This window comes from Shewanella sp. SM20, from assembly GCF_025654545.1.
Classification (GTDB): domain Bacteria; phylum Pseudomonadota; class Gammaproteobacteria; order Enterobacterales; family Shewanellaceae; genus Shewanella; species Shewanella oncorhynchi.
Genome location: NZ_JAKKRK010000014.1, coordinates 1 through 24,951, shown reverse-complemented (window position 1 = coordinate 24,951; position 24,951 = coordinate 1). Strand labels below are relative to the sequence as shown.

Below are 24,951 nucleotides of genomic sequence, written 5' to 3'. Positions count from 1 at the left end.
CCTTGTTACCTTGTTATTGTCAGCAAAACTTGCCGAGTGTATGCCTTTTAAAAAGTTTTGCCAATATTGAAAGAGAAGATCTCTGTTTGGTCACCTTCATATTCTTTAAGCGGCCACGCTAAGCTGAACACCATAGGTCCCATAGGTGATAACCATTGCACACTCAAGCCCCAAGAGGCGCGCAGGCGAGCTGGATCACTATAGTCTTGTAACTTAGCAAACTCGTCCGCCGGAAGTGTTTGATATGACTCGTAATCAAACTCAGTATCCCAGACGTTACCCGCATCTACGAAGAAGCTAGTACGAACTGAGTTAGTGTAAGCCTCATCCAAAAATGGGGTTGGTACAATCAACTCCATACTTGCCGTTGCAAGGGCATTACCACCGATAGAGCGGCCAGAACTGACTTGGATACTATTAGGATCGCCAGGCAAGCTACAGCCATCGCCCGATGGATCCGGTGCACACGGCTCACTACCTCGATAGAGATAGAATGAACGAGGGCCTACAGAGTTAGACTTAAAGCCACGTAGCGAGCTGCTACCACCTGAGTAATAGTTTTCCCAGAAAGGCAGAATTTGGTCGTTATCGTTGAATTGACCATAACCGTTACCATAACCTAATCGACCACGGGCCAAGAGCACAACGCTCTGACTGCGGTTAACAGGGAAATAGTAGTTAGTATCAAAGTCTGTCTTAAAATACTGTAAATCAGACCCTGGCGAAGTCATTTTGCCGTTCAGACGCTGAGAAGAGCCATCTGTTGGGAAAGTGCCACGGTTCAAGGTGCTACGATACCAGCCCAGGCTGAGTTCGAAGTTATCGAAACTTAAGTCCGCGTTTGGATCGTCATCACGATAGATGTTATAGAAACGCAGCGCCTGCTCATAAGCTGAGATCTCAGAAATCGTGTTGTGACGATAGCCAATACCACCATTGATACGGTTGTATTCGTTAATCGGGAAACCCGAGTTAAGCGCCACACCATACGAACTGTTTTTATAGCGTTCTAAGTTAGCTTCATTGGCGTCAAACTCACTCCAATAAACGCTCCCGCCTAAACTCACACCGTCTTTTGTCCAGTACGGATCGGTATAGGATAAGTTAACGTTTTTAGAGTACTTGTTGGTGCTCAAGCTGATACCCGCTTGGTTACCTGTGCCTAAGAAGTTATTTTGCTGCACACCAAACTGCAAGCTCAGGCCTGATTCAGTACCATAACCAACACCCGCGTTGAATGAGCCCGACGGCTGCTCTTTCACTTTAACCGCAACATCGACTAAATCATCGGTACCTGGCACTTGAATGGTTTCAGTGTCAACGGTTTCGAAGAAGCCCAAACGGTTAAGACGCGCTTTAGATTGCTCAACTTGCGCTGAGTTTAACCAAGCGCCTTCCATCTGACGCAGCTCACGGCGCATCACTTCATCTTTAGTCACTGTGTTACCAGTGAAGTTAATCGCCCGTACGTAAACACGTTTACCCGGTTTAACATTGATGTTTAAGGTGACTTCTTTAGTCTTATCATCAATTTCAGGGTAGGTTTTCACTTCAGGGTAAGCATAACCGAAGCGGCCTAAATACTTGCTGTACATTTCTTCGGTGAAAGTCACATCACCGCCGTTGTACATATCACCCGCTTTGATTGGCAGAATTGATTTCATCAACTCTTCACGACCCATCAAATCACCCGTCAGGTTTACTTCTTTAACTTTATATTTCTCACCTTCTTCAACGTTAATGGTGATATATAAACCTTTACGGTCAGGCGTCATAGCCACTTGAGTTGAAGTCACTTCGAAGCGGATATAACCTTTATTGTGATAGTAAGTTTTGATGGTCTCGAGATCAGCCTGCAGTTTTTGCTTCTGATAACGACGCTCACCAAACAGATCCCACCAAGCCACATAATCTTTAAGTTCCAACATGCCGATCAATTCAGCATCGGTGAACTCTTTGTTACCGACCACGTTAATTTGGCGGATTTCGGCCGCTAAACCTTCGGTAAACTTAAATTTCAGCTCAACCCGATTACGGGGTAAGTTAATCACTTGGGCTTCCACTTTCGCGCCGTATTTACCCACGCCGTAGTAGAAATCCTGCAGACCCTTTTCAATACCGGTCAACATAGTGCGATCGAGCGACTCACCGACTTTAACGCCAGAACCGTCCAGACTTTCCTGTAACTGTTCGTCTTTAATGTCTTTGTTGCCATCGAATGTCACGGCACTAATAGTTGGACGCTCAGTGACTTTCACCACTAATACGCCGCCATCTCGGCTCACGGAGACATTTTCAAAGTTAGTCGATGCATACAAGCTTTTAATCGCTTGCTGGATTCTTAACTGATCAACAGTGTCACCTACTTTTACTGGTAAGCTTAACAAGGCAGCACCGAGTGCAACTCGTTGCAAACCTTCAACTTGGATGTCGGTCACTTCAAACGGTTGGAAAGTATCAGCCAACACAGTCCCTGAAAACGACGCACCGACGAATAACATCGAGGCAAAAAGTTTATTCAATCTCATAGAGCACTTCTAATTATTAGTCTGTCCTTGCTCAGAGTCGGGCAAAATCATTGAAAAGCGCAACGCTCATCAACATCAGCAGTATTGCTGCCCCAAATCTGAATCCTATTTCCTGCACCTTTTCAGGTACAGGTTTACCAGTTATTACTTCAATAAAGTAATACAGCAGGTGTCCCCCATCGAGCACAGGTAAAGGCAGCAAGTTAATGATGCCTAAATTGACGCTGATGAGCGCGAGGAACCCGAGAAAATAGACCAAGCCATAGTTTGCACTACTGCCCGCACCCTGTGCGATCGAAATGGGTCCACTCAGGTTTTTCACCGACACATCGCCGGTAAATAATTTGCCAATCATCTTAAAGCTCACAGCAACAAGTTGCCATGTTTTATCCGCTGCTATACCGAAAGAATCGATTGGTCCATATTCAAGTTGTAAACGCATATTGTCTGGCCATTGTGCTTGGGTTGGGCTCACCCCGAGCATACCTATCTCTTGGCCATCGGCATTTTTACTGCTTAAGGGTGTCACTGCCACATTAAACTGTTCGCCATTGCGACGCACTGTTAAACTCACAGGCACATTGGCAGAATGTTGAATAATGTCAACAAAAGCCTGCCAATCGGTATAATTTTTACCATTTATTGCGACTAAGGTGTCACCGACTTTTAGCTCACTATTCGCAGCGGCACTGTCAGGACTAATCGCAGCAATGGTGGGGACGATTTCGGGACGATAAATCCCTAACCCTAATGCCGTAATTGGGGATTCTTTTTCAGGATCAAAACGCCAATTACGCGTATCTAAGGTATAAGACCGCGCACTAGAGTCTAAACCTTGCAAACCATTCAATGGCGTTAGCGATACACTCAGACTTTCATCACCTATGTGGCCGACTAAAGCTAAATTCACTTCTTCCCAGTTACGCACAGCCTGACCGGAAATGGCCGTTATTTGCATTGGCTCTGTGATTTGAATTTGCGCAGCAGCAGTCCCGGGTGTCGTCGAGGTGATCACAGGCTTAAGTGATGGCACACCAATCAGATACATAAAATACAGGGCAACGATGGCAAAAATAAAGTTAGCAATTGGACCTGCGGCAACAATCGCAATACGTTGCCATACGGTTTTACGATTGAACGCTTGATCTTTTAATTCATCGGGAACGTCTTCAACACGCTCATCGAGCATTTTGACATAGCCGCCAAGGGGGATCATGGCTAACACATATTCAGTGCCGTCTTTACCAACACGGCGCCAAATAGCCTTACCAAAACCAATGGAGAAACGTTCGACTTTCACGCCACAACGTCGCGCGATATAGAAATGGCCGTATTCGTGGGCAGTAATTAACAGACCCAGTGCAACGATGAAAGAACCTAAGTTCCATAAAAAATCTAACATCCCACTCCTTACGTTATAAATTTAATCACTCAGCTATTGCTAAGCGATGCTTGCTAATGTCTCACGCGCATAGACGCGGGTTTGCGCATCTAAGGCTAAAATATCTTCTATGCTGCCCATAGGACGTTTAGGCACAGTGACTAAACAAGCTTCATTCACTTTTGCAATTTGCGTAAAACCAATTTTCCCCTGCAAAAATGCTTCAACAGCGACCTCATTGGCAGCATTTAATACGGTTGTTGCCTCTTGGCCTTGGGCACACGCCTCCATAGCCAAAGCCAAACAGGGGAAACGTTCAAAATCAGGTTCATAAAAGCTTAACTGTCCGACTTTGAAAAAATCTAAAGGTTCAACGCCCGAATGAATTCTTTGCGGATAAGCCATGCAATGGGCAATCGGTGTGCGCATATCAGGGTTACCCATTTGGGCGATAACCGAACCATCACGGTACTGCACCATAGAGTGGATCACGCTTTGCGGATGAATAACCACTTTAAGTTGCTCAGCCTGAGTATTAAACAACCACCGCGCCTCAATGAACTCTAAACCCTTATTCATCATAGTGGCGGAGTCAACAGAGATTTTAGGTCCCATGGACCAATTAGGGTGTTTACAGGCTTGGGCAGGCGTCATGGCCGCAAGTGTCGCAAGTTCCGACCGCAGGAAAGGTCCGCCTGAACCGGTTAACAAAATATGGGATATACCCGATGCAGTTAAATCGCAACGGCCGAGGTTAGCCTGCACTTCTAGGGGTAAACATTGAAAGATAGCATTATGCTCACTGTCCACGGGCAAGAGCACAGCACCAGAGCGCTTAGTCGCCTCAATAAACAACTCACCCGACATGACTAAAGCTTCTTTATTGGCCAGTAATACTCGCTTTCCCGCCTTCACGGCTTCAAGGGTTGGTACTAGCCCTGCCGCCCCGACAATCGCAGCCATTACAGTATCCACTTCGGCAGCCGTCACTAAACCGAGTAAATCGTTCATGCCAGTAGTGACTTGGATATTGAGCGCAGCGGGTAAAACGGCGCGTAACTGTTTCGCAGCCTCTTCATCCACCATATGCGCGACTTTCGGTTTATGGGCTACACACAAAGCCAGCATCTTATCAACGCTCGCATTGGCCACCAATCCATAGATGCTATAAGCCAATGGATTAGCCGAAATCACGCTTAAGGTACTAGCACCAATTGAACCGGTAGCACCCAAAATCACCATATTTTGCATAGCGTTACATCCAGAATGCAATGTAGATCAGGGTAAACACCGGCAAGGCTGCAGTCAGGCTGTCGATGCGGTCGAGCACGCCGCCGTGACCGGGCAAAATAGTGCCAGAATCTTTAATACAGGCCGCACGCTTAAACATACTCTCAGATAAATCGCCCAGCGCCGACACTAAAGCAACAAATAAGGTCACTGCCACAACTAAGCCCAGTTCTTGCTCTGGCGAATAATACATAACACCTGCAACCACGAGCATAGTCGTCACTAAACCACCAAGTAGGCCTTCCAAGGTTTTAGCAGGGCTCACTGCAGGCATCAGTTTCGTTTTACCTATCGCTTTACCGACGAAGTAAGCCCCAGAATCAGCGGCCCACACAATCAACATCACTAACAGTACTAATACTGGGCCGTAATAGGGTGAAGTTTGTGAGCTAATGGATTTGAGTGCGATAAGAGCAACAAAGCAAGGCACTAAGGTTAACTGTCCAAACATGGACTTAAACATAGGATTCTTTTGCCAGAACTTAGCGCTTTTAGGATAAGTTACCACTAATAATAGTGATGCTAACCACCAGAATGCACCAATATAGAGAATGGCCAAATAGATAGGATGTAACTGATGGCTTAACCAAACTGCATCGATTGGCACAATAAGATTAATTGCCACCAATAAGATACCAACTGTGAAGGTAAAGCTCCACTGAGTGACATCACACTGATTATCGATAATTCTTCCCCATTCCTTTGCTGCAATAAGGAAGACGGCAACTAAGGCCCAGGCGAAGTAGCTGGCAGGGAGCAAAAATATCGCCCCTAAAACTAATGGAACTAACCAAGTTGCTGTTATTATTCGTTGTTTTAGCAAAAAAAATCCCTCATGAGGTTTTACAATGCACGCATCTCATCAATCTGACTTCCAGTCAGACCAAAACGGCGCTGGCGACTTGCAAAAATGGCTATCGCTTCATGAAAAGCCTGTTCATCGAAATCAGGCCAAAGGGTGTCGGTAAACACCAATTCTGCATAGGCCGCCTGCCACAGCACAAAATTACTGATGCGACAGTCCCCGCCCGTGCGGATCATTAAATCAACTTCACTCTGATTTTGCATGCACAAATGTGCACTTAAGGCTTCTTCGGTGAACTGACTGCTGGTCATTTCGCCAGTTTCGACCTTTTCCGCTAATTTTTGTGCTGCTTGAAGTATGTCCCAACGGCCACCATAGTTAGCCGCAACATTCAGAACCAAGCCAGTATTGCGAGATGTCTTCTCTTGAGCAGCAGCAATTTGCTTCTGTAATCGCGCAGAAAAGCGGCTGATATCGCCAATAATGTTGAGCTTAACCTGATTCTTATCCAGCAATTTAATTTCGCGCTGTAATACGGTAAAAAACAACTCCATCAGCAAGCTGACTTCTTTATCGGGTCTACGCCAATTCTCGCTAGAAAATGCGAATAAGGTTAGCGATTCAATGCCTAATTGGCTTGCCGTGCTTACGGCTCTTCTAACGGCCTTAACACCAGCCTTATGTCCCATCACTCGTGGTTTACCTTGGGTTTGTGCCCAACGCCCATTGCCATCCATGATAATAGCAACATGCTTAGGTAACGACTGTTTCACGAGTTCGGGTAATTGTCCCGGCAAGGTCGTTTGAGTGTATAAATCACTCTCACTCGTCCTAGGGTGCGGATCAAGTTCCACTGTGGATGACATCTAATACAGCCCTTTAAAATAGACAAACGCCGTGTAGTATACCCCTACACGGCGCATCAACTCTAGCTTATCGAACTGAGATTAGACTTCCATCAACTCAATTTCTTTGGCCGCTAAAATCTCATCGACCTTTTTAATGTGAGCATCGGTGAACTTTTGCACTTCTTCTTCACTGCGACGCACATCATCTTCAGTACAAGCTTTAGCTTTTTCAAGCTTTTTCACTTCAGAAATCGCATCACGACGCACGTTACGGATAGCAATACGACCGTTTTCAGCTTCGTTACGTACCACTTTGATGAAGTCTTTACGACGTTCTTCAGTCAACGCGGGTAATGGAATACGTAATGTCGCGCCAGCTGACATAGGATTCAGACCTAAATCAGAGCTCATAATAGCCTTTTCAACGGCTTGGATAGCACTACGGTCAAACACAGTCACAGACAGAGTGCGTGAATCTTCAACGCCCACGTTAGCCACTTGGTTTAGTGGCGTCATAGTGCCGTAGTAAGAGACTTGAATGGAATCCAGCAGGCTTGGGTGGGCACGACCTGTACGCACTTTTGCCATTTGGTTTTTAGTCGCGTCAACGCATTTACCCATACGCTCTTGCGCATCTTTCTTAATGTTCTCAATCACGTTAAATGTCCTTCTTGGTCATTAAATAACTTTTTTCGCTCTGATCAGCGTGCCTTCTTCTTCACCCATGATAACGCGGCGTAGAGCGCCAGGTTTATTCATGTTGAAGACTAAAATAGGCATGTCGTGATCACGCGCCATAGTAAAGGCGGCTAAGTCCATTACTTTTAATTCTTTTTCCAGAATTTCCGCATAAGTCACTTCATCATACTTAACGGCGTCTGGGTTCTTCATTGGGTCTTCGGAGTATACACCGTCAACTTTAGTGCCTTTCAATACGACTTCAGCTTCGATTTCAATGCCGCGTAAACAGGCCGCAGAATCGGTCGTGCAGAAAGGATTACCTGTACCGGCAGCAAAAATAACCACTCGGCCAGATTTTAGCAAGCTGATCGCTTCAGCCCAATTGTAATCATCACACACACCCTTTAACGGGATAGCTGACATCAGACGAGCATTAACATAGGCACGGTGCAGGGCGTCTCGCATTGCCAAGCCGTTCATAACCGTTGCCAGCATACCCATGTGATCGCCCACCACACGGTTCATGCCGGCTTTTGCTAGGCCTTCACCGCGAAACAGATTACCACCACCAATAACCACACCCACCTGAATACCCAGCTCAACCAGCTCTTTCACTTCCTGAGCCATGCGATCTAATACTTTAGGGTCGATGCCGAAGCCTTCGTCGCCCATCAGTGCTTCGCCACTTAATTTAAGAAGAATGCGTCTAAATGCGGGTTTTGGATTGGTGCTCATAATTTTTATCCTGGTCATAACAAGACCGCAGCTATTGCCGCGGTCTTGGGGGTATTTAGCGTTGGCGATTAAGCCTTTTTAGAAGCAGCGATTTGAGCAGCAACTTCAGCCGCGAAATCTTCTTCTTTCTTCTCAATACCTTCACCCACTTCTAAACGAATGAAGTTAGTGACTTTAGCGCCTTTCTCTTTCAGAATTTCGCCAACAGTTTTCTTTGGTTCCATGATGTAAGCTTGACCAGTCAGAGAAATCTCACCGGTGAACTTCTTCATACGACCTAGAACCATCTTCTCAGCGATCTCTGCCGATTTGCCTTCGTTCATTGACATTTCGATTTGCAGAGCTTGTTCTCTTGCAACGATTTCTGCAGGAACATCTTCTGGGTTCACGTATTCAGGCTTAGAAGCAGCAACGTGCATTGCGATGTGCTTTAAGGTTTCTTCGTCAGCTTCACCGGCAACAACAACGCCAATGCGCTCACCATGACGGTATGAAGATAGGTTTGCACCATCGATGTACTCAACACGACGAATGTTGATGTTTTCACCGATTTTAGTTACCAATGCAACGCGTGCATCTTCAAACTGTGCTTTTAAATCTTCAAGAGTCACTTTAGATGCAGCAGCGGCATCTAATACTGCGTTCGCGAATGCTAAGAAGTTTGAATCTTTAGCAACGAAGTCAGTTTGACAGTTAACTTCTAATAGCGCAGCGAAACCTTCGCCATTCTTGATCAGAATTGTACCGTCAGCAGCGATGTTACCCGCTTTTTTAGCCGCTTTAGCAGCGCCAGACTTACGCATGTTGTCAATTGCTAACTCCATGTCGCCGTTAGCTTCTGTCAGAGCGTTTTTACAATCCATCATGCCTGCGCCAGTACGGTCGCGCAGTTCTTTAACTTGGGCAGCAGTAATTGCCATTGTTAAATCCTCTATAAAAAATCGACTAATTTGCAGATATAAAACAGGGGCCGAATGGCCCCTGTTAACCAATCAAAAATCTTGGTTAATAAGGGTGATGATAATCATCCCGCCTTATTATTATTCGGCTTCTACGAAACCGTCTTGCTCAGCTTGAACAGCCAAATCTTGACCACGGCCAGCTTTTGCAGCAGCAGCAACAGAAGAAGTGTACAGGCGGATAGCACGCATAGCGTCGTCGTTACCAGGAACGATGTAGTTAACACCATCTGGCGCAGAGTTAGTATCAACAACTGCAACAACAGGGATACCCAGGTTGTTAGCTTCTTTAATAGCGATATGCTCATGGTCAGCACCAATGACGAATAATACGTCTGGCAGGCCGCCCATGTTTTTAATACCACCTAAAGATTTTTCCAGCTTTTCAAGCTCACGAGTACGCATCAGCGCTTCTTTCTTGGTCAGCTTGTCGAAAGTACCGTCTACTGATTGGCTTTCCAGTTCTTTCAGACGTTTGATTGACTGACGAACGGTTTTCCAGTTAGTCAGCATACCGCCTAACCAGCGGTGATCAACATAGTACTGGTCACAAGACAGAGCAGCTTCTTTGATCGCTTCGCCAGCAGCACGTTTAGTACCAACGAATAATACTTTACCTTTCTTTGAAGCTACGTTGCTGATGAAAGCTAGCGCTTCATTGAACATTGGCACAGTATGCTCAAGGTTGATGATGTGAACACCGTTGCGAGCACCGAAAATGAATGGCTTCATTTTTGGGTTCCAGTAACGGGTTTGGTGACCGAAGTGGACACCGGCCTGAAGCATATCGCGCATTGAAACTGTAGTCATTTCTATTACCTTAAAATTTAGGGGGTTAGACCTCCACGTATCCCATGTCTTCGACCCCTGATATAACAACTGAGGGCACCCCGAAGAATGTGTCGACACGTGTGTGATTTAGTATTTAGACAAATAGCCATGTATAATGGCCGCCATCTTTAGTCTTGCAAGTATCAAAGCAGCGCAAAAGCTGGCTTGGACAATTCATCAAGACTTAAACATAACGGCGCGCTTTATACCATAAATAGCCCTAAAGCACAAATTTTTGCATTAGGTTGCGTGGCCAACAGACATTAAAGACACAAGAGAAAACGCAATGAGTATAGTCATCAAGACCGCTGAAGAAATTGAAAAAATGCGTGCTGCGGGCAAACTAGCCGCACAGGTATTAGAAATGATCGCGCCGCATGTTAAACCGGGCGTGACCACCAATGAGCTCAATGACCTCTGCGCCAAATATACCGAAGAGCAAGGTGCGATTTCGGCGCCGCTTAACTACCATGGTTTTCCCAAATCCATTTGTACTTCTGTAAACCATGTGATTTGCCACGGCATTCCAAACGACAACCCACCATTGAAAGAAGGCGATATCCTCAATATCGACATCACAGTGATTAAAGACGGTTATCACGGCGATACCTCGATGATGTTTTTAATCGGTGAAGTGAGCGCAAAGGACAAACGTCTGTGCCGCATCGCACAAGAAAGCCTGTATTTAGCTATTCGTAAGGTTCGTCCAGGTTTAAAACTGGGTGAAATTGGCAATACTATCGAAAAATTCATCAAAGCAAGTAAAACAGGCCTTGAGAAATATTCCATCGTGCAAGATTATTGTGGCCACGGTATTGGCTCGGGTTTCCATGAAGAACCTCAGGTTATGCATTACCGTAACGGCGATAACACAGTATTACGCCCAGGCATGTGTTTCACCATTGAACCTATGATCAATGCCGGTCGCCACACGACCATACTCGATCGCGATGATAAGTGGACGGTAACGACCTCCGATGGTAAAAATTCAGCCCAGTGGGAACATACCTTACTGGTGACTGAAAAAGGGGTTGAAGTACTTACCCTGCGTGAGGATGAGGATTTCCCACGTATTATCAATCACGAGCGATAGGCCACACTAACAAACATAAAAACAAGGGACTCGATGAATATAGCTCTGCTCGCTAAACAATCATTAATCGAACAGAATCAGATTCTTTTGGCCAGTTTTAAGGCTAAAACCCCGATTGAAGAGCTCGTCACGCAGCGCTGTCAATTTGTCGATGCCCTTGTCAAGCAAGCTTGGGAACAGCACGGTCTAAGGGAATATGATATTGCCTTGATTGCCGTGGGCGGCTATGGCCGTGGGGAGCTGCATCCCCACTCGGATGTCGACTTGCTGTTCCTGTTTAATGATATCTTGTCACCCGCCGCCGAAGCGGCACTCAGTCAGTTTATTGCCTTTCTGTGGGATGCCAATCTGGAAATCGGCCACAGTGTCCGTACGTTAAACGACACGATTATCCTCGGCCGTGAAGACATCACCATAGCCACCAATCTGTTAGAGGCACGACTGCTCGAAGGGCCCGAGTTTTTATTCGATCAACTTTATGATGCGATTCGTCAGAGTGACTTTTGGACTTCAAGCGATTTTTTTATCGCAAAACGGGATGAGCAAAATGCCCGCCATGCCAGAGCCAGTGCCTTCGATTTAGAACCCAATATCAAGAGTTGTCCCGGTGGTCTTAGGGATATTCAAACCATTGCTTGGGTGGCCATGCGTCACTTTGGTGCCGCTCGCCTCGAAGAATTAGTCCAATACGACTTTTTAGAGCCTGGTGAACTAGAAGAGCTGCTCGAATGTCAGCACTTTTTGTGGAAGTTACGCTTTACTCTGCATATGGTGGTCGGTCGCGATGAAAATCGCTTACTCTTTGATGTACAACGCCAAGTTGCCGAGCTTATGGGGTATGAAGACGCCACCCAGCTTGCTGTTGAGCAAATGATGAAACGTTACTATCGCACGGTACGCCGAGTGATGGAGCTAAACGAAATGTTGCTGCAGCTGTTTAAACGGGCAACATTGGGCCATACAAAAGCTTTAGAAATTCAATCGATAGATAAACACTACCAGCGCCGCGGCACTTTTATCGAAGCGCTAAGCGATGATCTTTTCGATAGCGGCGAAGAAATTGTCCGGCTGTTTTTGTTAGTCGCTAAAAACTCCAATATCAAAGGCATTTACGCACCAACGCTGCGTTCGCTGCGCCGAGCAAGACGCGCCCAGCCGCAAGCCTTACAAGAAAACCCGCTTTGTCGCCAAGCCTTTATGGAAATTCTGCGCCACCCTCGCGGCATTGTTGCTTTGTCTTTAATGCATAAACACGGCGTGTTATCGGCCTATTTACCCGCATGGCGAAATATTGAAGGCCAGATGCAGTTCGACCTGTTCCACGCCTATACGGTCGATGAACACACCCACAGATTACTGCTCAATATCGAGCGTTTTTCCCAAGCCGAACAAAAGGAAGAATTTCCCTTAGGCTCGATTCTGATCAACCAACTGCCTAAAAAAGGTTTACTGGTATTAGGCGCTATCTTCCACGATATCGCCAAAGGCCGCGGTGGCGATCACAGTAAACTAGGCTCAAGCGATGCCCTCGCCTTCTGTAAGCTGCACGGGTTAAACGATCACGATGGCCGTCTAGTCGCTTGGCTGGTTGAAAATCATCTGGTGATGTCTGTCACCGCCCAGCGCCGCGATATTTCCGATCCCGATGTGGTGGCCGACTTTGCCAATAAAGTCCGCGATGCCGTGCATTTAAGTTATCTGTATTGCTTAACGGTCGCTGATATCTGCGCCACCAACGAAAAAACCTGGAACAACTGGAAAGGCTCACTGCTGCGCGATTTGTACTTTTCGACCCAAAGGGTGCTCGCCCGCGGTAAAGAAAAACCCGTCGATATTCGTGCCAGAGTGCGTGAATACCAAGCTAAGGCGAAAAAAGAGCTGCTGCGCCGTGGACTGAAAGAGAAAGATCTCGATGCCCTGTGGCAACGTTTTAAGGCAGATTACTTTTTACGCCATCAGCCAAATCAAGTCGCGTGGCACGCCGAAGCAATTTTAAAGCACAAACAACAGGATGAGCCTTTAGTCTTAGTGTCCAAACACACCACCCGTGGTGGTACTGAGCTATTTGTCTATTGCCAAGACAGACCTAAATTGTTCGCAACTGTGATGGCGGTACTCGACAATAAAAATATCAACGTCCATGATGCCAACATCATGACGTCAAAAGACAATTATGCCCTCGATACCTTTGTGATCTTAGAGCAGGATGGTGAGCCCGTTAGCCAGCTTTCACGCATCCAAAGTATCCGTAAGGCGCTTGAGAAAGCCCTGTCGAGCGACAGTCCAAAACTGCCGCGCTTTAGAAAACTATCGCGCAAGATGAAACCTTTTAATGTGCCGACACAAGTGAGTTTCCTCGAAAGCAGTCGTCATGGTACAAGTATGATGGAGCTTATCGCCTTAGATTCTCCAGGATTACTGGCAAAAGTCGGGGATATCTTTTACCGTTGCAACACAACATTACTTGCGGCCAAAATCACCACCATTGGTGAGCGAGCCGAAGACTTTTTTATGCTGCAGACCAATGACGGCTTGCAACTTAACGAAACCCAAGAGAATACCCTCAGGGACGCTTTAATCAGTGCCCTGAGTGCAAAGAATATCGAATCAGTTAATTAACGAGACCAGTGGGAGAAGTAAATGGAGGCTTTACGCCAACGTATTGAGGCGGCTTTTGAAGCGCGCTCAGACATCACACCAAGCACAGTTGACGCCAGTGTGCGCAACGATGTGCAAAATGTCATCAATATGCTCGATAAAGGTGAAGTCCGTGTCGCCGAGAAAATCGACGGACAATGGCATGTGTACCAATGGCTGAAAAAGGCGGTATTACTGTCCTTCCGTATTTTCGATAACGTGGTTATCGATGGCGCCGAAACCAAATACTTCGACAAAGTGCCGTTAAAATTTGCCGAATATGATGAAGCCCGCTTTAAAGCGGAAGCCATTCGTGTAGTGCCTTCGGCGACAGTACGTAAAGGCTCATTTATCGGTAAAAATACCGTGTTGATGCCATCCTATGTGAACTTAGGCGCCTATGTTGATGAAGGCACTATGGTTGACACTTGGGCGACCGTTGGCTCATGTGCACAAATCGGTAAAAACGTGCATTTATCTGGCGGCGTAGGTATTGGTGGCGTACTTGAGCCATTACAAGCGGGCCCAACCATCATCGAAGATAACTGCTTTATCGGTGCACGTTCTGAGATTGTTGAAGGCGTCGTGGTTGAAGAAGGCTCAGTGATTTCCATGGGTGTGTATATCGGCCAAAGTACTCGAATTTATGATCGCGAAACCGGCGAAGTGCATTACGGTCGTGTACCAGCAGGCTCTGTGGTTGTTTCTGGCAACTTACCATCAGCCTGTGGCAAGTACAGCCTCTATGCCGCTATTATCGTTAAGAAAGTCGATGCAAAAACCCGTAGTAAAGTGGGTATCAACGAATTACTGCGTATTGTTGATTAACAGTCACAGCATTTGTTCGATAACATGAGTTCCATAAAAAGATGCCTAAGGGCATCTTTTTTATTGTCGGTAAAATTTAGCCTACGGTTGCGCTGTTATTATCAGGCTTAAAAATAAAGTGTTTAATAAGACACTTAAATCAAACGCTCTACTTCACGGAATGCATTTCTCGTCATGGCAATAGCCCGCCAGCCGATAATCCCCAATGGCTGCTGCGCTTTGTTCACCACCACAAGATATTCTGAGTCTAGTAAATTCAACTGCAGTAATGCATCTTCCGATGTGGCCACCTCACTGATAATAGGCACTGAATGCTCCATGATCTGATGGGCTTTTTTATGTAAAGATGCCCTATCCAGTTCACGCTCAGCCGCAGTGCCAAGTAATGGGCTAAACCAATGTTCCAGTAAGCGACTCGTGATCACCCCTAGTATCTTATGTTGCTCATCCAATACCACGGCCACCTTAGCATGGGCAGTCGTAAGTAAACGCTTAATATCAACTAACTCATGGTCGAGTGAAATAGTGACTAAAGGTTCAAGCGGCGCAGCACCGATATGATCGCTAATACTCAACTCTCGATTAATCAAAATCGCTAAACAAGTTTCGACTATCTCAGGGTCAAAAAGTGTCCCTTTACCCGCACGCAGCACTTCAGTCATTTTCTCCAGCCCTAACGATGGGCGATAAGGCCTGTGGGACAATATCGAATCGGCAACATCGGCGACAGCAATAATTTTCGCCTCATATAAAATCGCCTTATCCTTTAAGCCCGCGGGATAACCTGAGCCATCGAGCCGCTCATGATGCTGTAAAATCATCTCTTTAATGGGCCAAGGAAACTCCACATCCTCAATAATTTCAGCACCATGTAATGGGTGAGTCTGAATTAATGCGTATTCTTCTTTTGAAAGTTTTGACGGTTTTGTCAAGATCTGCGATGGAATCGCTAACTTGCCGATATCATGGACTAAGGCACCAATCTTCAGCCCTTCTAAACGCAGCGGGTCTAAACCTAATTTCTCACCAATCAAATAACTTAATTGCGCCACCGACTTTTGATGCCCTGCGGTATAGGCATCTTTCAGTTCTAATGCCTCAGAAATAGCACTAATAAGCTGTGTTAACGATTGAGATAATTGCTCTTTTTGCGCTTTAATGATTTTGGACTGGCGGGATACCGCGCGCAATGTGCGTGGTAGTTCAATGCTGTGCCATAAAATGCTGGCAAAAGTCAGTAATGATCTCGCATCATTACGACTATAAGGCTCGTTACGGTCGACCACGCACAGCATGCCCACTAAGCGACTGCGAAATAAAATCGGCACCGCCAAGTAACGCCCTCCAAGTAGCAGTTTATCTAAGGGCAAATCCCCTAAGCGCCTTTGGGAGTCGGTTTGATTTTGGATGATCGGCTTATAATCTCGCACACATTCGAGCCATACGCGGCTTTCAAGTTCTGACACTTGGGTATTATCTTCAACAAAATCGGCTTGATTAGCCTCTGCGTGGGGATACTCAGAACGCGCGGCGAGTGTGAGTGTTTTTAACTTTTCGTTATGCAACAGAATAAAGCCATATCGACTGCCAGTGAGTGACATCGCCTTAGAAACTGCGACTTTAAATACTTCTTCTTGGGAGGATTTAATCACATCTTCAATGTGTTGCAGCCAAGCATCGCTGGCTTGAATCGCTCGACGATAATCCGAGTGCAACTCCTTCATCTGCGGATCTTCAAAATTGATGTCGGATAGAATCAAATACCATCCCATTTCAGGCAAAGAATGCAGCGCGAGATGCACACGTATGCCGCGATGATCTTGTAATTGAAAACCGATTTCTTGGCCGCGTCGCCTCACAATATCGGCGCATAGTTCAGCATTAAAAGCACTAAACAATTGGCTAATGGGTTGATTAATGATTTGCGCCGCAGAGCGTTTACAACGGCAGTAAAAGGCTTGGCTCATCCGTAGCACACAAAACTGCTCATCTAGCTGTGCCCAAGATAAATTCAAACTATCGGGCAAGTCTTTCATTCCAACGATAAGGCTTTGACGAGTTGACATCCAGCACTCCGACCTGTAATTCGAGCATGGGCAATACACTATACCGCTATGTTCACCCCAATGTGAGCACTATAAAATCTCCAATAAACATAATGATAGCTGATTTCATGACAGACGCGGGTTAAAATAAACGCCGCTGAATGTCATGCAATTGCCACGACTCACCTACATCTTAGAAAACGATCGTTTTATTGCCGTACACGACCACTTGTTCGTTGAGCACTAATTGCAGCGCTTTACTCAATACACTCTTTTCAACATCGCGCCCAGCACGTGCCATTTCTAAGGCGCTATAACTGTGGTCGACGGGAATCACGTCTTGCTTGATGATCGGCCCTTCATCGAGGCAATTATTCACAAAATGCGCCGTCGCACCGATAATTTTCACCCCGCGCTCCCAAGCCTGACGATAGGGTGCTGCGCCGATAAAGGCAGGTAAAAAAGAATGGTGAATGTTGATGATGCGATTAGGATATTGCGCCACAAAATCTGGAGTTAGCACCCGCATGTACTTAGCCAACACCAGATAATCTGGCTCATATTGCGATACCGCGGCCAACAGTACTTGCTCGTGTTGAATTCGGTCCAAGCCTTCGTGGCTCACCAGATGAAAGGGGATGTTAAACTTCTCTGCCAATTCACGTAGTGCATCATGGTTACCCACCACAGCGGCAATCTCGACACTTAAACCACCGTAATAGGCTTTCATTAACAAATCGCCTAAACAGTGCGCTTCCTTTGTGACTAACACCACAATACGTTTTTTACCTGCGCTAACTAACGTCATATGATTTTGCGTAGGCAGTACGTCACGCAGATCCTGCAATAACTGTTCGCTGTTAAAAATGCCCTCTAACTCAGTTCGCATAAAGAAACGCCCTTGGGCATTATCCACAAACTCACTGTTTTTGATGATATTCAGTTTATGAGTAAAACAAACACTGGTGATTTTAGCGATGAGGCCTTGGGCATCAGCGCAATCCGTCAGTAAGATTTTACGCTCTATGGATGGCGAAGTATTACCGCGAGTTTCAGTCATTTGTTGCAAAGTTGGCTCTCCTATATTGTCCCTACATCGAGTTTGCCATAGCAAATCATGCTGAACAGTATGAAAACCCTATAATGCGAAAATAAAAATGATATTTCAGAGGCTTGAATCAATAAAATGTAAAAATTAAGCAGTTAATTTTGTAAAAACACAATCCTAGCGGCGAGTATCTAAGTAACGCTGCAATACTTTACGCAAAGTTTCGGCCTTAGTGCCGTAAACCACCTGCACACCTTTGCCCATAACGATCACGCCCTTAGCACCCAACTGACTCAAACGCACCTTATTGACTAACTCAGGCTTGTGTACGCTCAAGCGTAACCGTGTCAAACAAGCATTAAGTTCAACGATATTTTCACGCCCGCCGAGCGCCGCAATAATCGCCCGTAAACTTTCTTTGGGTCCTTTGCTGTCGTTATGCTCAAGCCTACCGGGAGTTTTCAAATTAAAGGCTAAAATACTCAGCCTAAACAACAGGTAATATATTATGGCGGTTAAAGGCCCAAGGAAAATAAACCAGCTGGCATTACGGGACAATGGAAATAGCAGCGTAAAGTCCACCAGCCCTTGGGAGAATACTATGCTGTGGTGAATATCCAGCATAATACAGACAAAATAAGCGAGCCCAGTGAGTAAGGCGTGAATAATAAATAGAATCGGCGCCACAAACATAAAAGCAAATTCGATAGGTTCAGTCACCCCAGTTAACCAACTTGCCGCCCCCGCCGAGAGCATAATACCCGCCACGCGATTCCGCTCTGAGGGATCTGCGCAGCGCCACATTGCCAGTGCAGCCGCCGGTAATCCCCACATTTTAATCAGATAACCACCGGCAAGGTTTCCTGCCTGCGGATCGCCCGCTAAATAGCGCGCCACCTCACCACGAACGACTTCATGCCCCAATAACTGATATTGGCCCACCTCTAAGTAAAAAGGCGCATTCCAAATATGATGTAAGCCAAGGGGAATAAGTAACCGCTCTAATGCGCCATAAACGCCAAAGGCGATGGCGGGTTTTTGATAAACCGCCCAGTCGGATACGAGCTCAATCAATAAAGCTAAGGGTGGCCACACATGGGCGAGTACATAACCTAGGCTCATCGCTAGGGGAATAATAAGTAAAGATGCACTGCGACGTCCCTCGAAGAAAGAGAAAATCGCAGGCAAGCGAATATATTGACTCCAACGGACTGCGAGGCAAGTAATACCACCGAGCATCATGCCACCTGCAATTCCAGTATCTAAGGTATCCATTCCTAATAAATGTTGGGTTGGAAGTCGATACAAATCGGCCAGTGCGGCTAACGTCGCTGTCATCACCCCATAACCAAACACCGCCGAAAAGGCGGCAATGCCTTGATCGCGACAAAAACCAATAGCGACAGCCACGGCAAATAACATCGGCATAATGGCGAAAATGAGTTTGCCTACCGCCAGCATCAGCACTGTCAGCTCTTCGGGCATAAAAGGAATCGGACTAACGGTTAAGCCGAGCATAACCCCAGCGGCGGGTAAAATGGCAATAGGAATAAGCAGCGCTTGGCTTAAGCGCTGGGCAAATTTAAACCACTGTAGATTGACGAAACTACCTAAGCGACGAGCTCGGTTTTGACGACTTGATTCCAGCGTTCTAGCCATTTTATCGCTTCAACCTCAGGTTCCATGGTTTCACAGGCATCAATTTCGAGTAATTCCACCAGCGGCTTAGCGCCAAGTTCACTCAAGAGTGCATCTACAGACTTACCTGCACCGCAGAAAGTCTCATAACTTGAATCACCTAGAGCTATCACACTGTATCTAAGCTCAGGTAAGTAGGGTGCTAAATGTTTAAGATTATGGTACCAAGACTGAATATCATCGGGTAAATCCCCTTGCCCGGTCGTCGAAGTCACCACCACTAACAATTCATCCTGAGGAGGAATAAAGCTTGCTACCTCATTAGGTTGCCACAATGTGACATCATAACCTAAAACTTGCATTTCTTTCTCTAGGGTTTCAGCGGCAAATTGTGCACTACCATATACAGTGCCAAACACCAGATTCACCTTTTTCATGATACACTCCACATCGCGTTGCAAACCTTATTAGGCTGACCTTACTTTATTGTTCAGCGTATGAGCAAGCTAAGGCGCAAATTTTTTATAAATCAAGCCATTGAGCGTGAGAAAATATCTAATGCGACAGTCCACCCGCCAAAAACACCTCAAGCAGCACCACAAAACAGCCCATATTCGGCGTAAAAACTACTTCCACTCCGCCCAGCAAAATCTCATATCGCCACTTGCACTCACGTCTGGATTCTCAACCTTAGCCGTTATGATGCAAGAGCTGCGGCCGCAAACAGCACAAACGCCACAACTCCTCGATTAAGCAATCAACCTCGTTTTAAATTCGATGACTTTAGTTTCAATAACAAAGCAAAGTGAATGCACTTAATTTTATTCACGCGGCTAAGTTGATATCACCATATCAAGCATTGGCCGCTTGCTGTTCACGCCTCTTGGACGATGAATAACTCAGCTTGCTGACTCAAGGTCGCCTCGTCCCAACCTAGCTCGGCAAACACGGTTTCCCACTCGGACTCGAGCTCGGTTTCTATGCTGAGCCGAGTTTGAGTTATTGGATGTGTAAAGGTGAGTTTTTTTGCGATAAGCCACAGGCGATTAATACTGAAATGCTCACGAAAAAATGCATTTTGCTTACCGTCGCCATGGGTGGTATCACCGACGATGGGGTGACGTAAATGTGCCATATGCCTTCTAAGCTGATGCTTACGCCCCGTTTTAGGACTCAAGCGTACCAGTGCGAACCGGCTAGTGGGATATCGGCCTGACTGATACGGGATTTCAGTATTGAGTAGTGGCTCATACGCCGTCACAGCCTCCTGCGCTGCTTTATTGGGATCGGCATTCTTATCGCCTAATTCATCCAACTCAACCTTAAGCGCATAATCTAAAATACCGCTCTCATGCATATTACCGCGCACTAAAGCCAAATATTGTTTTTCAATCGTATGGGAAGCAAATTGCTCACACAGAGCATTGGCCACTTCACTACTCTTGGCAAACAAGAGCACGCCGGATGTCGGCCTGTCGAGACGATGTACAGGAAACACATGACAGCCCACTAAGTCACGGGTCAGCTGCATGGCAAAAAATCGCTCCCGACGCGCTAAATAACTGCGGTGGACCAATAAGCCTGCGGGTTTATGAATTGCCACTAAATGCTCATCTTCATAAAGAATTTCAATCTCAGGCGCCTGCTCTTCTGAATCATCCTCTTGGGATACATTCACTGCATTTTCAGGCGTTTCAAGCCAGATATCATCTTGATTCATTTAACAACATATCCAATTCATTCAATAGGCTAATTAAAGTTTGGCGCGGGGGCATATCCAGCCAAACATGTTCAGCCATAGGGGCGATCGCAATTTGCGTCGGCAATGGCGCCCTCGTTTCGATTAAAGTCTGCATTCTAGGCAGCAAAATAAACTGCAGCCACTGCTCAAGGGGCATAAGATCACAGGCAAAAGGTGCTGTGCTTGCCATTGCAGCGGCAGAAGGTGCTTGCTCAGACCACAACTCGGCCGCTTGCAGCGCGTGGGTAATCTGAGCCAATTTAGCTTGGGTTTGACTGTATAACATAGCTTTCAGATCCATTCTCATATTAGCCCTTTGTGATTCAAGAACTCCCCACAATTCACTGGCCGAATAGGTCGATTAAAGTGCCGCAATCATACCATCCAGACGCACTTCCCCCTATAATGGCGCCAATTTATTGAGCCTCTTTGATTGATATGGCAGCCAAATGACTGAAATTACAACTTTAAGCCAGTTTTTAACCACAGCCAAAACCCAGTTCCAAGTGTATGATCTTGGCCGTAGGGTGCAACATATTGATATGCTCGCATTTCACCAAATCGAATCTCTGTCAGCCCCTTATCCTTATCCCATTCAAGGGCATGCACAATTTGCTATTGTCTTTTGGGATGCGAGCCAACAACACTTTATTTGGTTTCTAAAACTGGCGTTAGATGAGCAAGGATTACTGTCGCCTGCACCGCGCTCACAATTTATCGAAATGATATTAGCGGCATTAGGGCAAGATCCCACTCAGCCACTCAGTGATGAGCAGCAAGAACGACTCGCGAATAATCCGTTTAATTTCAAGCCAAGCCAGGAAAAACTGGCCGTATTTAACGCACTCGTTCGTAAACAACTTGGCCAGCGCGCTTCATCACAATACGAGTTTGCCGTGCAATATCTGTCAGGCCAAATTGCCCCATCACAATGGCAACATATTGGAATGCAAGGAATAGCCGATGTGTGTGTACGCACAAAAGAATTTGATCATGAGCAGCACTTGGTATTGAGTTTTGATACAGCCGCCATCGAAGTGCAAATCGCCCTATGCCAATGCCTTGAACACTTGCTGATTAGCGACACACTCGCCGATAAGATTCTCGCGAAACTTCAAGATGCAACCCCAGAACACCAAGCCTATTTCCTACGGGCTTTGGCTTCTAGCGCTAAACACAGCCAAAAAGCGTTTGCGCATCTACACGGCCAATCCTCTTTAGATACCAATGCCCTCATCAGCATTGCCGGACGTAACTGGTCGGTATTAAAACAAGATTCAAGTCGCAGTCTTTACTTAGAAGCTCTGGCACTGCAGCCCCAAGCCTTTTTTAATCAGGTCTTTGCTGATATTGTGGCTATTCCTAGTTTGCGCAATCAACTACTAGGCGAATTAAGAAATCCCAATCGAAGTGTTCAACTATCACAAGCCATAGGTGGTTTGTTTAAGGCAGCTAGCAAATGATGTCAGATTTACTGTTAATTATTGGCCTCGTCGTGATTGCCGCATTCTTTTGGCAACTACGCCAAATGGCAGAGTTGAGCCGTATTTTTGCCGAAAAAGAATGTTGGCGACAAAAAGTTCAACTGTTAGCCATTGCCATGGAAACTGCCCGCCCTAGCATTGGCGGCACGACGGGGATCTGCTGGAAGGCGAAATATTTATTTGAATTCAGCACCGACGGCATTAACCAATACCGTGGCCATATTTGGATGCAAGGCAAGAAAATTCAAAAGATTGAATGGCCTATTTTCCCTGAGCCCGAATGGCAAGAGGCGCCGACAGCGCAGGGGAAATTTGGCGGTTGTGGTACGCAAAGTGGTTGTAACTCAGGCAAATGCCATTAAGCTTTTATCGACAATGTTGGCTCAAATAAAATGTGAGCCAACATAGAGAGCAAGACATCATTCTTTTTTATCGTAAATACGGCTAAAAAATAGATCACTGTAAAAGTTAAAAAAGAAAGGGCGCGGCCCTAAAGCCACGCCCTCCTATTCTCTGTTAAGCTATCCCGCTATTTTTGTGCTCCCTGCACCATCCATGCGTCAATCTGCGTCCTGCTTCATCCCTGCTCAATCCTTGAGGTCCTTGTACTCATGTACTTCCCTATCTCTTGGTCATCCAGTCCCAAGCTTGCTCTTTCCTGAGCGGTTCCATCATCATCCATGAAACAGGTATTGCATCCATTCAATTGCACTCCCTGTGCCATTGCCATCCTATGCAATGAGTCTATCAATCCTTGATAGACTCCCTTCCTTGGTATTGGCTCTCTTTCATCCTGAAAGGCCTATATCCCTATCATTCCTTAAGCCACATTCCTTAGTCACTGTTCGATCATCCTGATCGCCAACATCCTGTTGCCCGCAATTCCTTCTACAAGATGAATTCTACGCCAACCAACGAAAGTACTCATTGTGGATTATTTAAAATGTTAACGAAGATGGTGAGTTAAACTGACAAAAAATAGACTAACTTACTGATATAAGTAAAAACAATAACCAGCCACAAGACGTAACCACCCTTTTGACTTACAAATTACTTACATACTTGTGAGAGATCTCTTACACGGAGGATGGCAATTCGAATCAAAAGTAAGCAAAGCGCTAGATGTTCTCCCCTGAAGGACTTATGCATAAACCGCTATCGCTCAAAATTCGACAAGCATTCGGCGCATGACCAGAACACAGTCAACACAGTCAACACAGTCAACACAGTCAACACAGTCAACACAGTCAACACAGTCAACACAGAGAGTAAATCATTGGGCAATAAGAGAAGTAGGACTGGTGAACATGCTTTACGGTGAGAAGTCTTTAAGCAGCGTTAAGATAAAGTCTATGTGAATAGCGTTATAGCTTGGCAAAGCCAGATTAATGCTGAAAATGAACCAAAGAAAAGGGCGCAACTAAAGTGCGCCCCATTTATCCTTTGTAAGCCGTCCTGCTCGATTTGTGCTCCCTGCACCATCCATGCGTCTGCTTGCGTCCTGCATCGTCCCTGTAATCCCTTTTTGTCCCTGTGTATCAAACTTACGTGAGATAACACTCAGTCCCTTGACCTGTAAATCCTTTCTACAGAGCCTGTCATTTCCTATGACGTATTCCTATTGCATCCTGCAAAATTTATTTTCCATAGATTAGTACAAGCTGTTCACCCTTATACTTTATCCTTATCTCGACACATCCTGTTTCGAGTTCATGCTTAATCCTTAAGCGTGTCCTGTATTCTTCCTGAAATTCATCATCCTGACGATACAAATCACTGTCCCTAATCATCCTTGAAAAGCAATCCTGCTTTTCCTTAGCCTATCCGAGGCGAATGACAGTTTTCCTACCGTCAGCGATTTCAACCTTGAAATCTTAATTCGTTGCTTCTTGCGTCCCTTTGGCCTGTTTCGCTTTCCTTGCTATCCATTTGCTTTGGCCATGAGTGAATTCTACGTTAACCCTAACGTTTTTGTTCGGCTCAAAGAACGGACTACAAAATTAATTACGGACCAACCAAAGAAAAATAAATACAAACCAATGATTCTATTTAAAATTAAATATTGTAGGACAAAAAACAATCAAAAAGAAAACATTATGTCCTACAACGTTTGTAAGCGATCTCTCACACGGGCCCCCTGTGTCAGGATTGTTGTCACCCCTTAAAATCATCCAATAATTAAATAAAGGGGGCGGTCAATGAGAGCTCAATGGAACGATATTCACCTGAACGTAAAGACGCTGTCTTAAAGAAATTATTACCTCCCCACAATATGACGGTCACGGAAGTGGCTCGCAGTGAGGGGATCTCCTACCAAACCCTGTATCATTGGCGAGATAAAGCCAAAAAAGAGGGTCGCCCTGTGCCAGGTAAAACATT

The 24,951-nt window shown here is 45.8% G+C and carries 22 protein-coding genes; 7 read left to right on the top strand and 15 right to left on the bottom strand.

Translation table 11 applies throughout. The features are described from left to right. Positions 1–47: 47 nt before the first annotated feature. From bamA to rpsB, 9 genes are all read right to left on the bottom strand, one after another. Positions 48–2,528 carry an outer membrane protein assembly factor BamA gene (bamA, locus tag L5M18_RS07885; RefSeq protein WP_263196473.1) on the bottom strand — a complete coding sequence of 827 codons (2,481 nt, stop codon included), beginning with the start codon at positions 2,526–2,528 and terminating at the stop codon, positions 48–50. 31 nt (positions 2,529–2,559) lie between these two features. After that, positions 2,560–3,930: a sigma E protease regulator RseP gene (gene rseP / locus L5M18_RS07880; protein WP_028760602.1), complete on the bottom strand. Its 1,371-nt coding sequence runs from the start codon at positions 3,928–3,930 to the stop codon at positions 2,560–2,562. Positions 3,931–3,969: 39 nt separating this feature from the next. Further along, positions 3,970–5,160 carry a 1-deoxy-D-xylulose-5-phosphate reductoisomerase gene (ispC, locus tag L5M18_RS07875; protein ID WP_263196471.1) on the bottom strand — a complete coding sequence of 397 codons (1,191 nt, stop codon included), beginning with the start codon at positions 5,158–5,160 and terminating at the stop codon, positions 3,970–3,972. A gap of 4 nt (positions 5,161–5,164) precedes the next feature. Further along, entirely contained in the window at positions 5,165–6,022 is an 858-nt protein-coding gene (locus tag L5M18_RS07870; protein WP_131523803.1) for a phosphatidate cytidylyltransferase, read from the bottom strand. 20 nt (positions 6,023–6,042) lie between these two features. Continuing rightward, positions 6,043–6,870, bottom strand: a complete 828-nt coding sequence (locus L5M18_RS07865; protein WP_028760605.1) for an isoprenyl transferase — start codon at positions 6,868–6,870, stop codon at positions 6,043–6,045. Between the two features lie 81 nt (positions 6,871–6,951). Then, positions 6,952–7,509, bottom strand: a complete 558-nt coding sequence (frr, locus tag L5M18_RS07860) for a ribosome recycling factor (RefSeq protein WP_012088724.1) — start codon at positions 7,507–7,509, stop codon at positions 6,952–6,954. Between the two features lie 21 nt (positions 7,510–7,530). Next, on the bottom strand, positions 7,531–8,268 hold the full coding sequence (pyrH, locus tag L5M18_RS07855) for a UMP kinase (RefSeq protein WP_006080981.1): 738 nt from the start codon (positions 8,266–8,268) through the stop codon (positions 7,531–7,533). 68 nt (positions 8,269–8,336) lie between these two features. Beyond that, complete coding sequence (gene tsf / locus L5M18_RS07850) at positions 8,337–9,188, bottom strand: translation elongation factor Ts (RefSeq protein WP_028760606.1); 852 nt, start codon at positions 9,186–9,188, stop codon at positions 8,337–8,339. A 120-nt stretch (positions 9,189–9,308) separates the two neighbouring features. Then, complete coding sequence (rpsB, locus tag L5M18_RS07845; protein ID WP_028760607.1) at positions 9,309–10,037, bottom strand: 30S ribosomal protein S2; 729 nt, start codon at positions 10,035–10,037, stop codon at positions 9,309–9,311. Positions 10,038–10,320: 283 nt separating this feature from the next. Between rpsB and map the strand changes: the two genes are divergently transcribed. The 3 genes from map to dapD are packed head-to-tail and all read left to right on the top strand — an operon-like array spanning position 10,321 to position 14,616. Next, positions 10,321–11,151, top strand: coding sequence for a type I methionyl aminopeptidase (gene map / locus L5M18_RS07840; protein ID WP_226058787.1), 831 nt, complete (start codon positions 10,321–10,323; stop codon positions 11,149–11,151). 33 nt (positions 11,152–11,184) lie between these two features. Further along, complete coding sequence (gene glnD, locus L5M18_RS07835) at positions 11,185–13,770, top strand: bifunctional uridylyltransferase/uridylyl-removing protein GlnD (protein WP_263196470.1); 2,586 nt, start codon at positions 11,185–11,187, stop codon at positions 13,768–13,770. Positions 13,771–13,791: 21 nt separating this feature from the next. Continuing rightward, positions 13,792–14,616, top strand: a complete 825-nt coding sequence (gene dapD / locus L5M18_RS07830) for a 2,3,4,5-tetrahydropyridine-2,6-dicarboxylate N-succinyltransferase (RefSeq protein ID WP_263196469.1) — start codon at positions 13,792–13,794, stop codon at positions 14,614–14,616. A 134-nt stretch (positions 14,617–14,750) separates the two neighbouring features. Here the strand turns inward: dapD and L5M18_RS07825 are convergent, their stop codons facing one another. The 4 genes from L5M18_RS07825 to L5M18_RS07810 form a co-directional block, all read right to left on the bottom strand. Next, positions 14,751–16,682 (bottom strand): HD domain-containing phosphohydrolase, encoded by a 1,932-nt coding sequence (locus L5M18_RS07825; RefSeq protein ID WP_198573605.1) that lies wholly within the window; start codon positions 16,680–16,682, stop codon positions 14,751–14,753. A 172-nt stretch (positions 16,683–16,854) separates the two neighbouring features. Then, positions 16,855–17,721, bottom strand: coding sequence for a formyltetrahydrofolate deformylase (gene purU, locus L5M18_RS07820; protein WP_113938988.1), 867 nt, complete (start codon positions 17,719–17,721; stop codon positions 16,855–16,857). A gap of 165 nt (positions 17,722–17,886) precedes the next feature. Continuing rightward, positions 17,887–19,368, bottom strand: coding sequence for a PTS transporter subunit EIIC (locus tag L5M18_RS07815; RefSeq protein ID WP_263196467.1), 1,482 nt, complete (start codon positions 19,366–19,368; stop codon positions 17,887–17,889). Further along, complete coding sequence (locus L5M18_RS07810; protein WP_113938961.1) at positions 19,320–19,784, bottom strand: flavodoxin; 465 nt, start codon at positions 19,782–19,784, stop codon at positions 19,320–19,322. The genes L5M18_RS07815 and L5M18_RS07810 overlap by 49 nt, the downstream gene beginning before the upstream one ends. Before the next feature lie 121 nt (positions 19,785–19,905). Between L5M18_RS07810 and L5M18_RS07805 the strand changes: the two genes are divergently transcribed. Beyond that, positions 19,906–20,100, top strand: coding sequence for a hypothetical protein (locus tag L5M18_RS07805; RefSeq protein ID WP_263196466.1), 195 nt, complete (start codon positions 19,906–19,908; stop codon positions 20,098–20,100). A gap of 121 nt (positions 20,101–20,221) precedes the next feature. Here the strand turns inward: L5M18_RS07805 and truC are convergent, their stop codons facing one another. Then, complete coding sequence (truC, locus tag L5M18_RS07800; protein WP_263196464.1) at positions 20,222–21,067, bottom strand: tRNA pseudouridine(65) synthase TruC; 846 nt, start codon at positions 21,065–21,067, stop codon at positions 20,222–20,224. Then, positions 21,054–21,374 carry a YqcC family protein gene (locus tag L5M18_RS07795; protein ID WP_198572040.1) on the bottom strand — a complete coding sequence of 107 codons (321 nt, stop codon included), beginning with the start codon at positions 21,372–21,374 and terminating at the stop codon, positions 21,054–21,056. The genes truC and L5M18_RS07795 overlap by 14 nt, the downstream gene beginning before the upstream one ends. A gap of 163 nt (positions 21,375–21,537) precedes the next feature. On the opposite strand from L5M18_RS07795, the gene L5M18_RS07790 reads away from it, so the two are divergent. From L5M18_RS07790 to L5M18_RS07780, 3 genes are all read left to right on the top strand, one after another. Continuing rightward, positions 21,538–22,551: a DUF3549 family protein gene (locus L5M18_RS07790; RefSeq protein WP_263196462.1), complete on the top strand. Its 1,014-nt coding sequence runs from the start codon at positions 21,538–21,540 to the stop codon at positions 22,549–22,551. After that, positions 22,548–22,934: a DUF3301 domain-containing protein gene (locus tag L5M18_RS07785; RefSeq protein ID WP_263165811.1), complete on the top strand. Its 387-nt coding sequence runs from the start codon at positions 22,548–22,550 to the stop codon at positions 22,932–22,934. The genes L5M18_RS07790 and L5M18_RS07785 overlap by 4 nt, the downstream gene beginning before the upstream one ends. 1,847 nt (positions 22,935–24,781) lie before the next feature. Further along, a partial coding sequence (locus tag L5M18_RS07780) for a transposase (RefSeq protein WP_263195311.1) occupies positions 24,782–24,951 on the top strand: 170 nt, incomplete at its 3' end.

Excerpts from the sequence above, each read along its gene's own strand:
- ispC (WP_263196471.1), bottom strand. The coding sequence starts at position 5,160 with ATGCAAAATATGGTGATTTTGGGTGCTACCGGTTCAATTGGTGCTAGT.
- pyrH (WP_006080981.1), bottom strand. The coding sequence starts at position 8,268 with ATGAGCACCAATCCAAAACCCGCATTTAGACGCATTCTTCTTAAATTA.
- L5M18_RS07865 (WP_028760605.1), bottom strand. The coding sequence starts at position 6,870 with ATGTCATCCACAGTGGAACTTGATCCGCACCCTAGGACGAGTGAGAGT.
- L5M18_RS07810 (WP_113938961.1), bottom strand. The coding sequence starts at position 19,784 with ATGAAAAAGGTGAATCTGGTGTTTGGCACTGTATATGGTAGTGCACAA.
- bamA (WP_263196473.1), bottom strand. The coding sequence starts at position 2,528 with ATGAGATTGAATAAACTTTTTGCCTCGATGTTATTCGTCGGTGCGTCG.
- rseP (WP_028760602.1), bottom strand. The coding sequence starts at position 3,930 with ATGTTAGATTTTTTATGGAACTTAGGTTCTTTCATCGTTGCACTGGGT.
- purU (WP_113938988.1), bottom strand. The coding sequence starts at position 17,721 with ATGACTGAAACTCGCGGTAATACTTCGCCATCCATAGAGCGTAAAATC.
- rpsB (WP_028760607.1), bottom strand. The coding sequence starts at position 10,037 with ATGACTACAGTTTCAATGCGCGATATGCTTCAGGCCGGTGTCCACTTC.
- L5M18_RS07805 (WP_263196466.1), top strand. The coding sequence starts at position 19,906 with ATGCGACAGTCCACCCGCCAAAAACACCTCAAGCAGCACCACAAAACA.
- L5M18_RS07785 (WP_263165811.1), top strand. The coding sequence starts at position 22,548 with ATGATGTCAGATTTACTGTTAATTATTGGCCTCGTCGTGATTGCCGCA.
- tsf (WP_028760606.1), bottom strand. The coding sequence starts at position 9,188 with ATGGCAATTACTGCTGCCCAAGTTAAAGAACTGCGCGACCGTACTGGC.
- glnD (WP_263196470.1), top strand. The coding sequence starts at position 11,185 with ATGAATATAGCTCTGCTCGCTAAACAATCATTAATCGAACAGAATCAG.
- truC (WP_263196464.1), bottom strand. The coding sequence starts at position 21,067 with ATGAATCAAGATGATATCTGGCTTGAAACGCCTGAAAATGCAGTGAAT.
- L5M18_RS07795 (WP_198572040.1), bottom strand. The coding sequence starts at position 21,374 with ATGTTATACAGTCAAACCCAAGCTAAATTGGCTCAGATTACCCACGCG.
- L5M18_RS07825 (WP_198573605.1), bottom strand. The coding sequence starts at position 16,682 with ATGTCAACTCGTCAAAGCCTTATCGTTGGAATGAAAGACTTGCCCGAT.
- L5M18_RS07815 (WP_263196467.1), bottom strand. The coding sequence starts at position 19,368 with ATGGCTAGAACGCTGGAATCAAGTCGTCAAAACCGAGCTCGTCGCTTA.
- dapD (WP_263196469.1), top strand. The coding sequence starts at position 13,792 with ATGGAGGCTTTACGCCAACGTATTGAGGCGGCTTTTGAAGCGCGCTCA.
- L5M18_RS07790 (WP_263196462.1), top strand. The coding sequence starts at position 21,538 with ATGACTGAAATTACAACTTTAAGCCAGTTTTTAACCACAGCCAAAACC.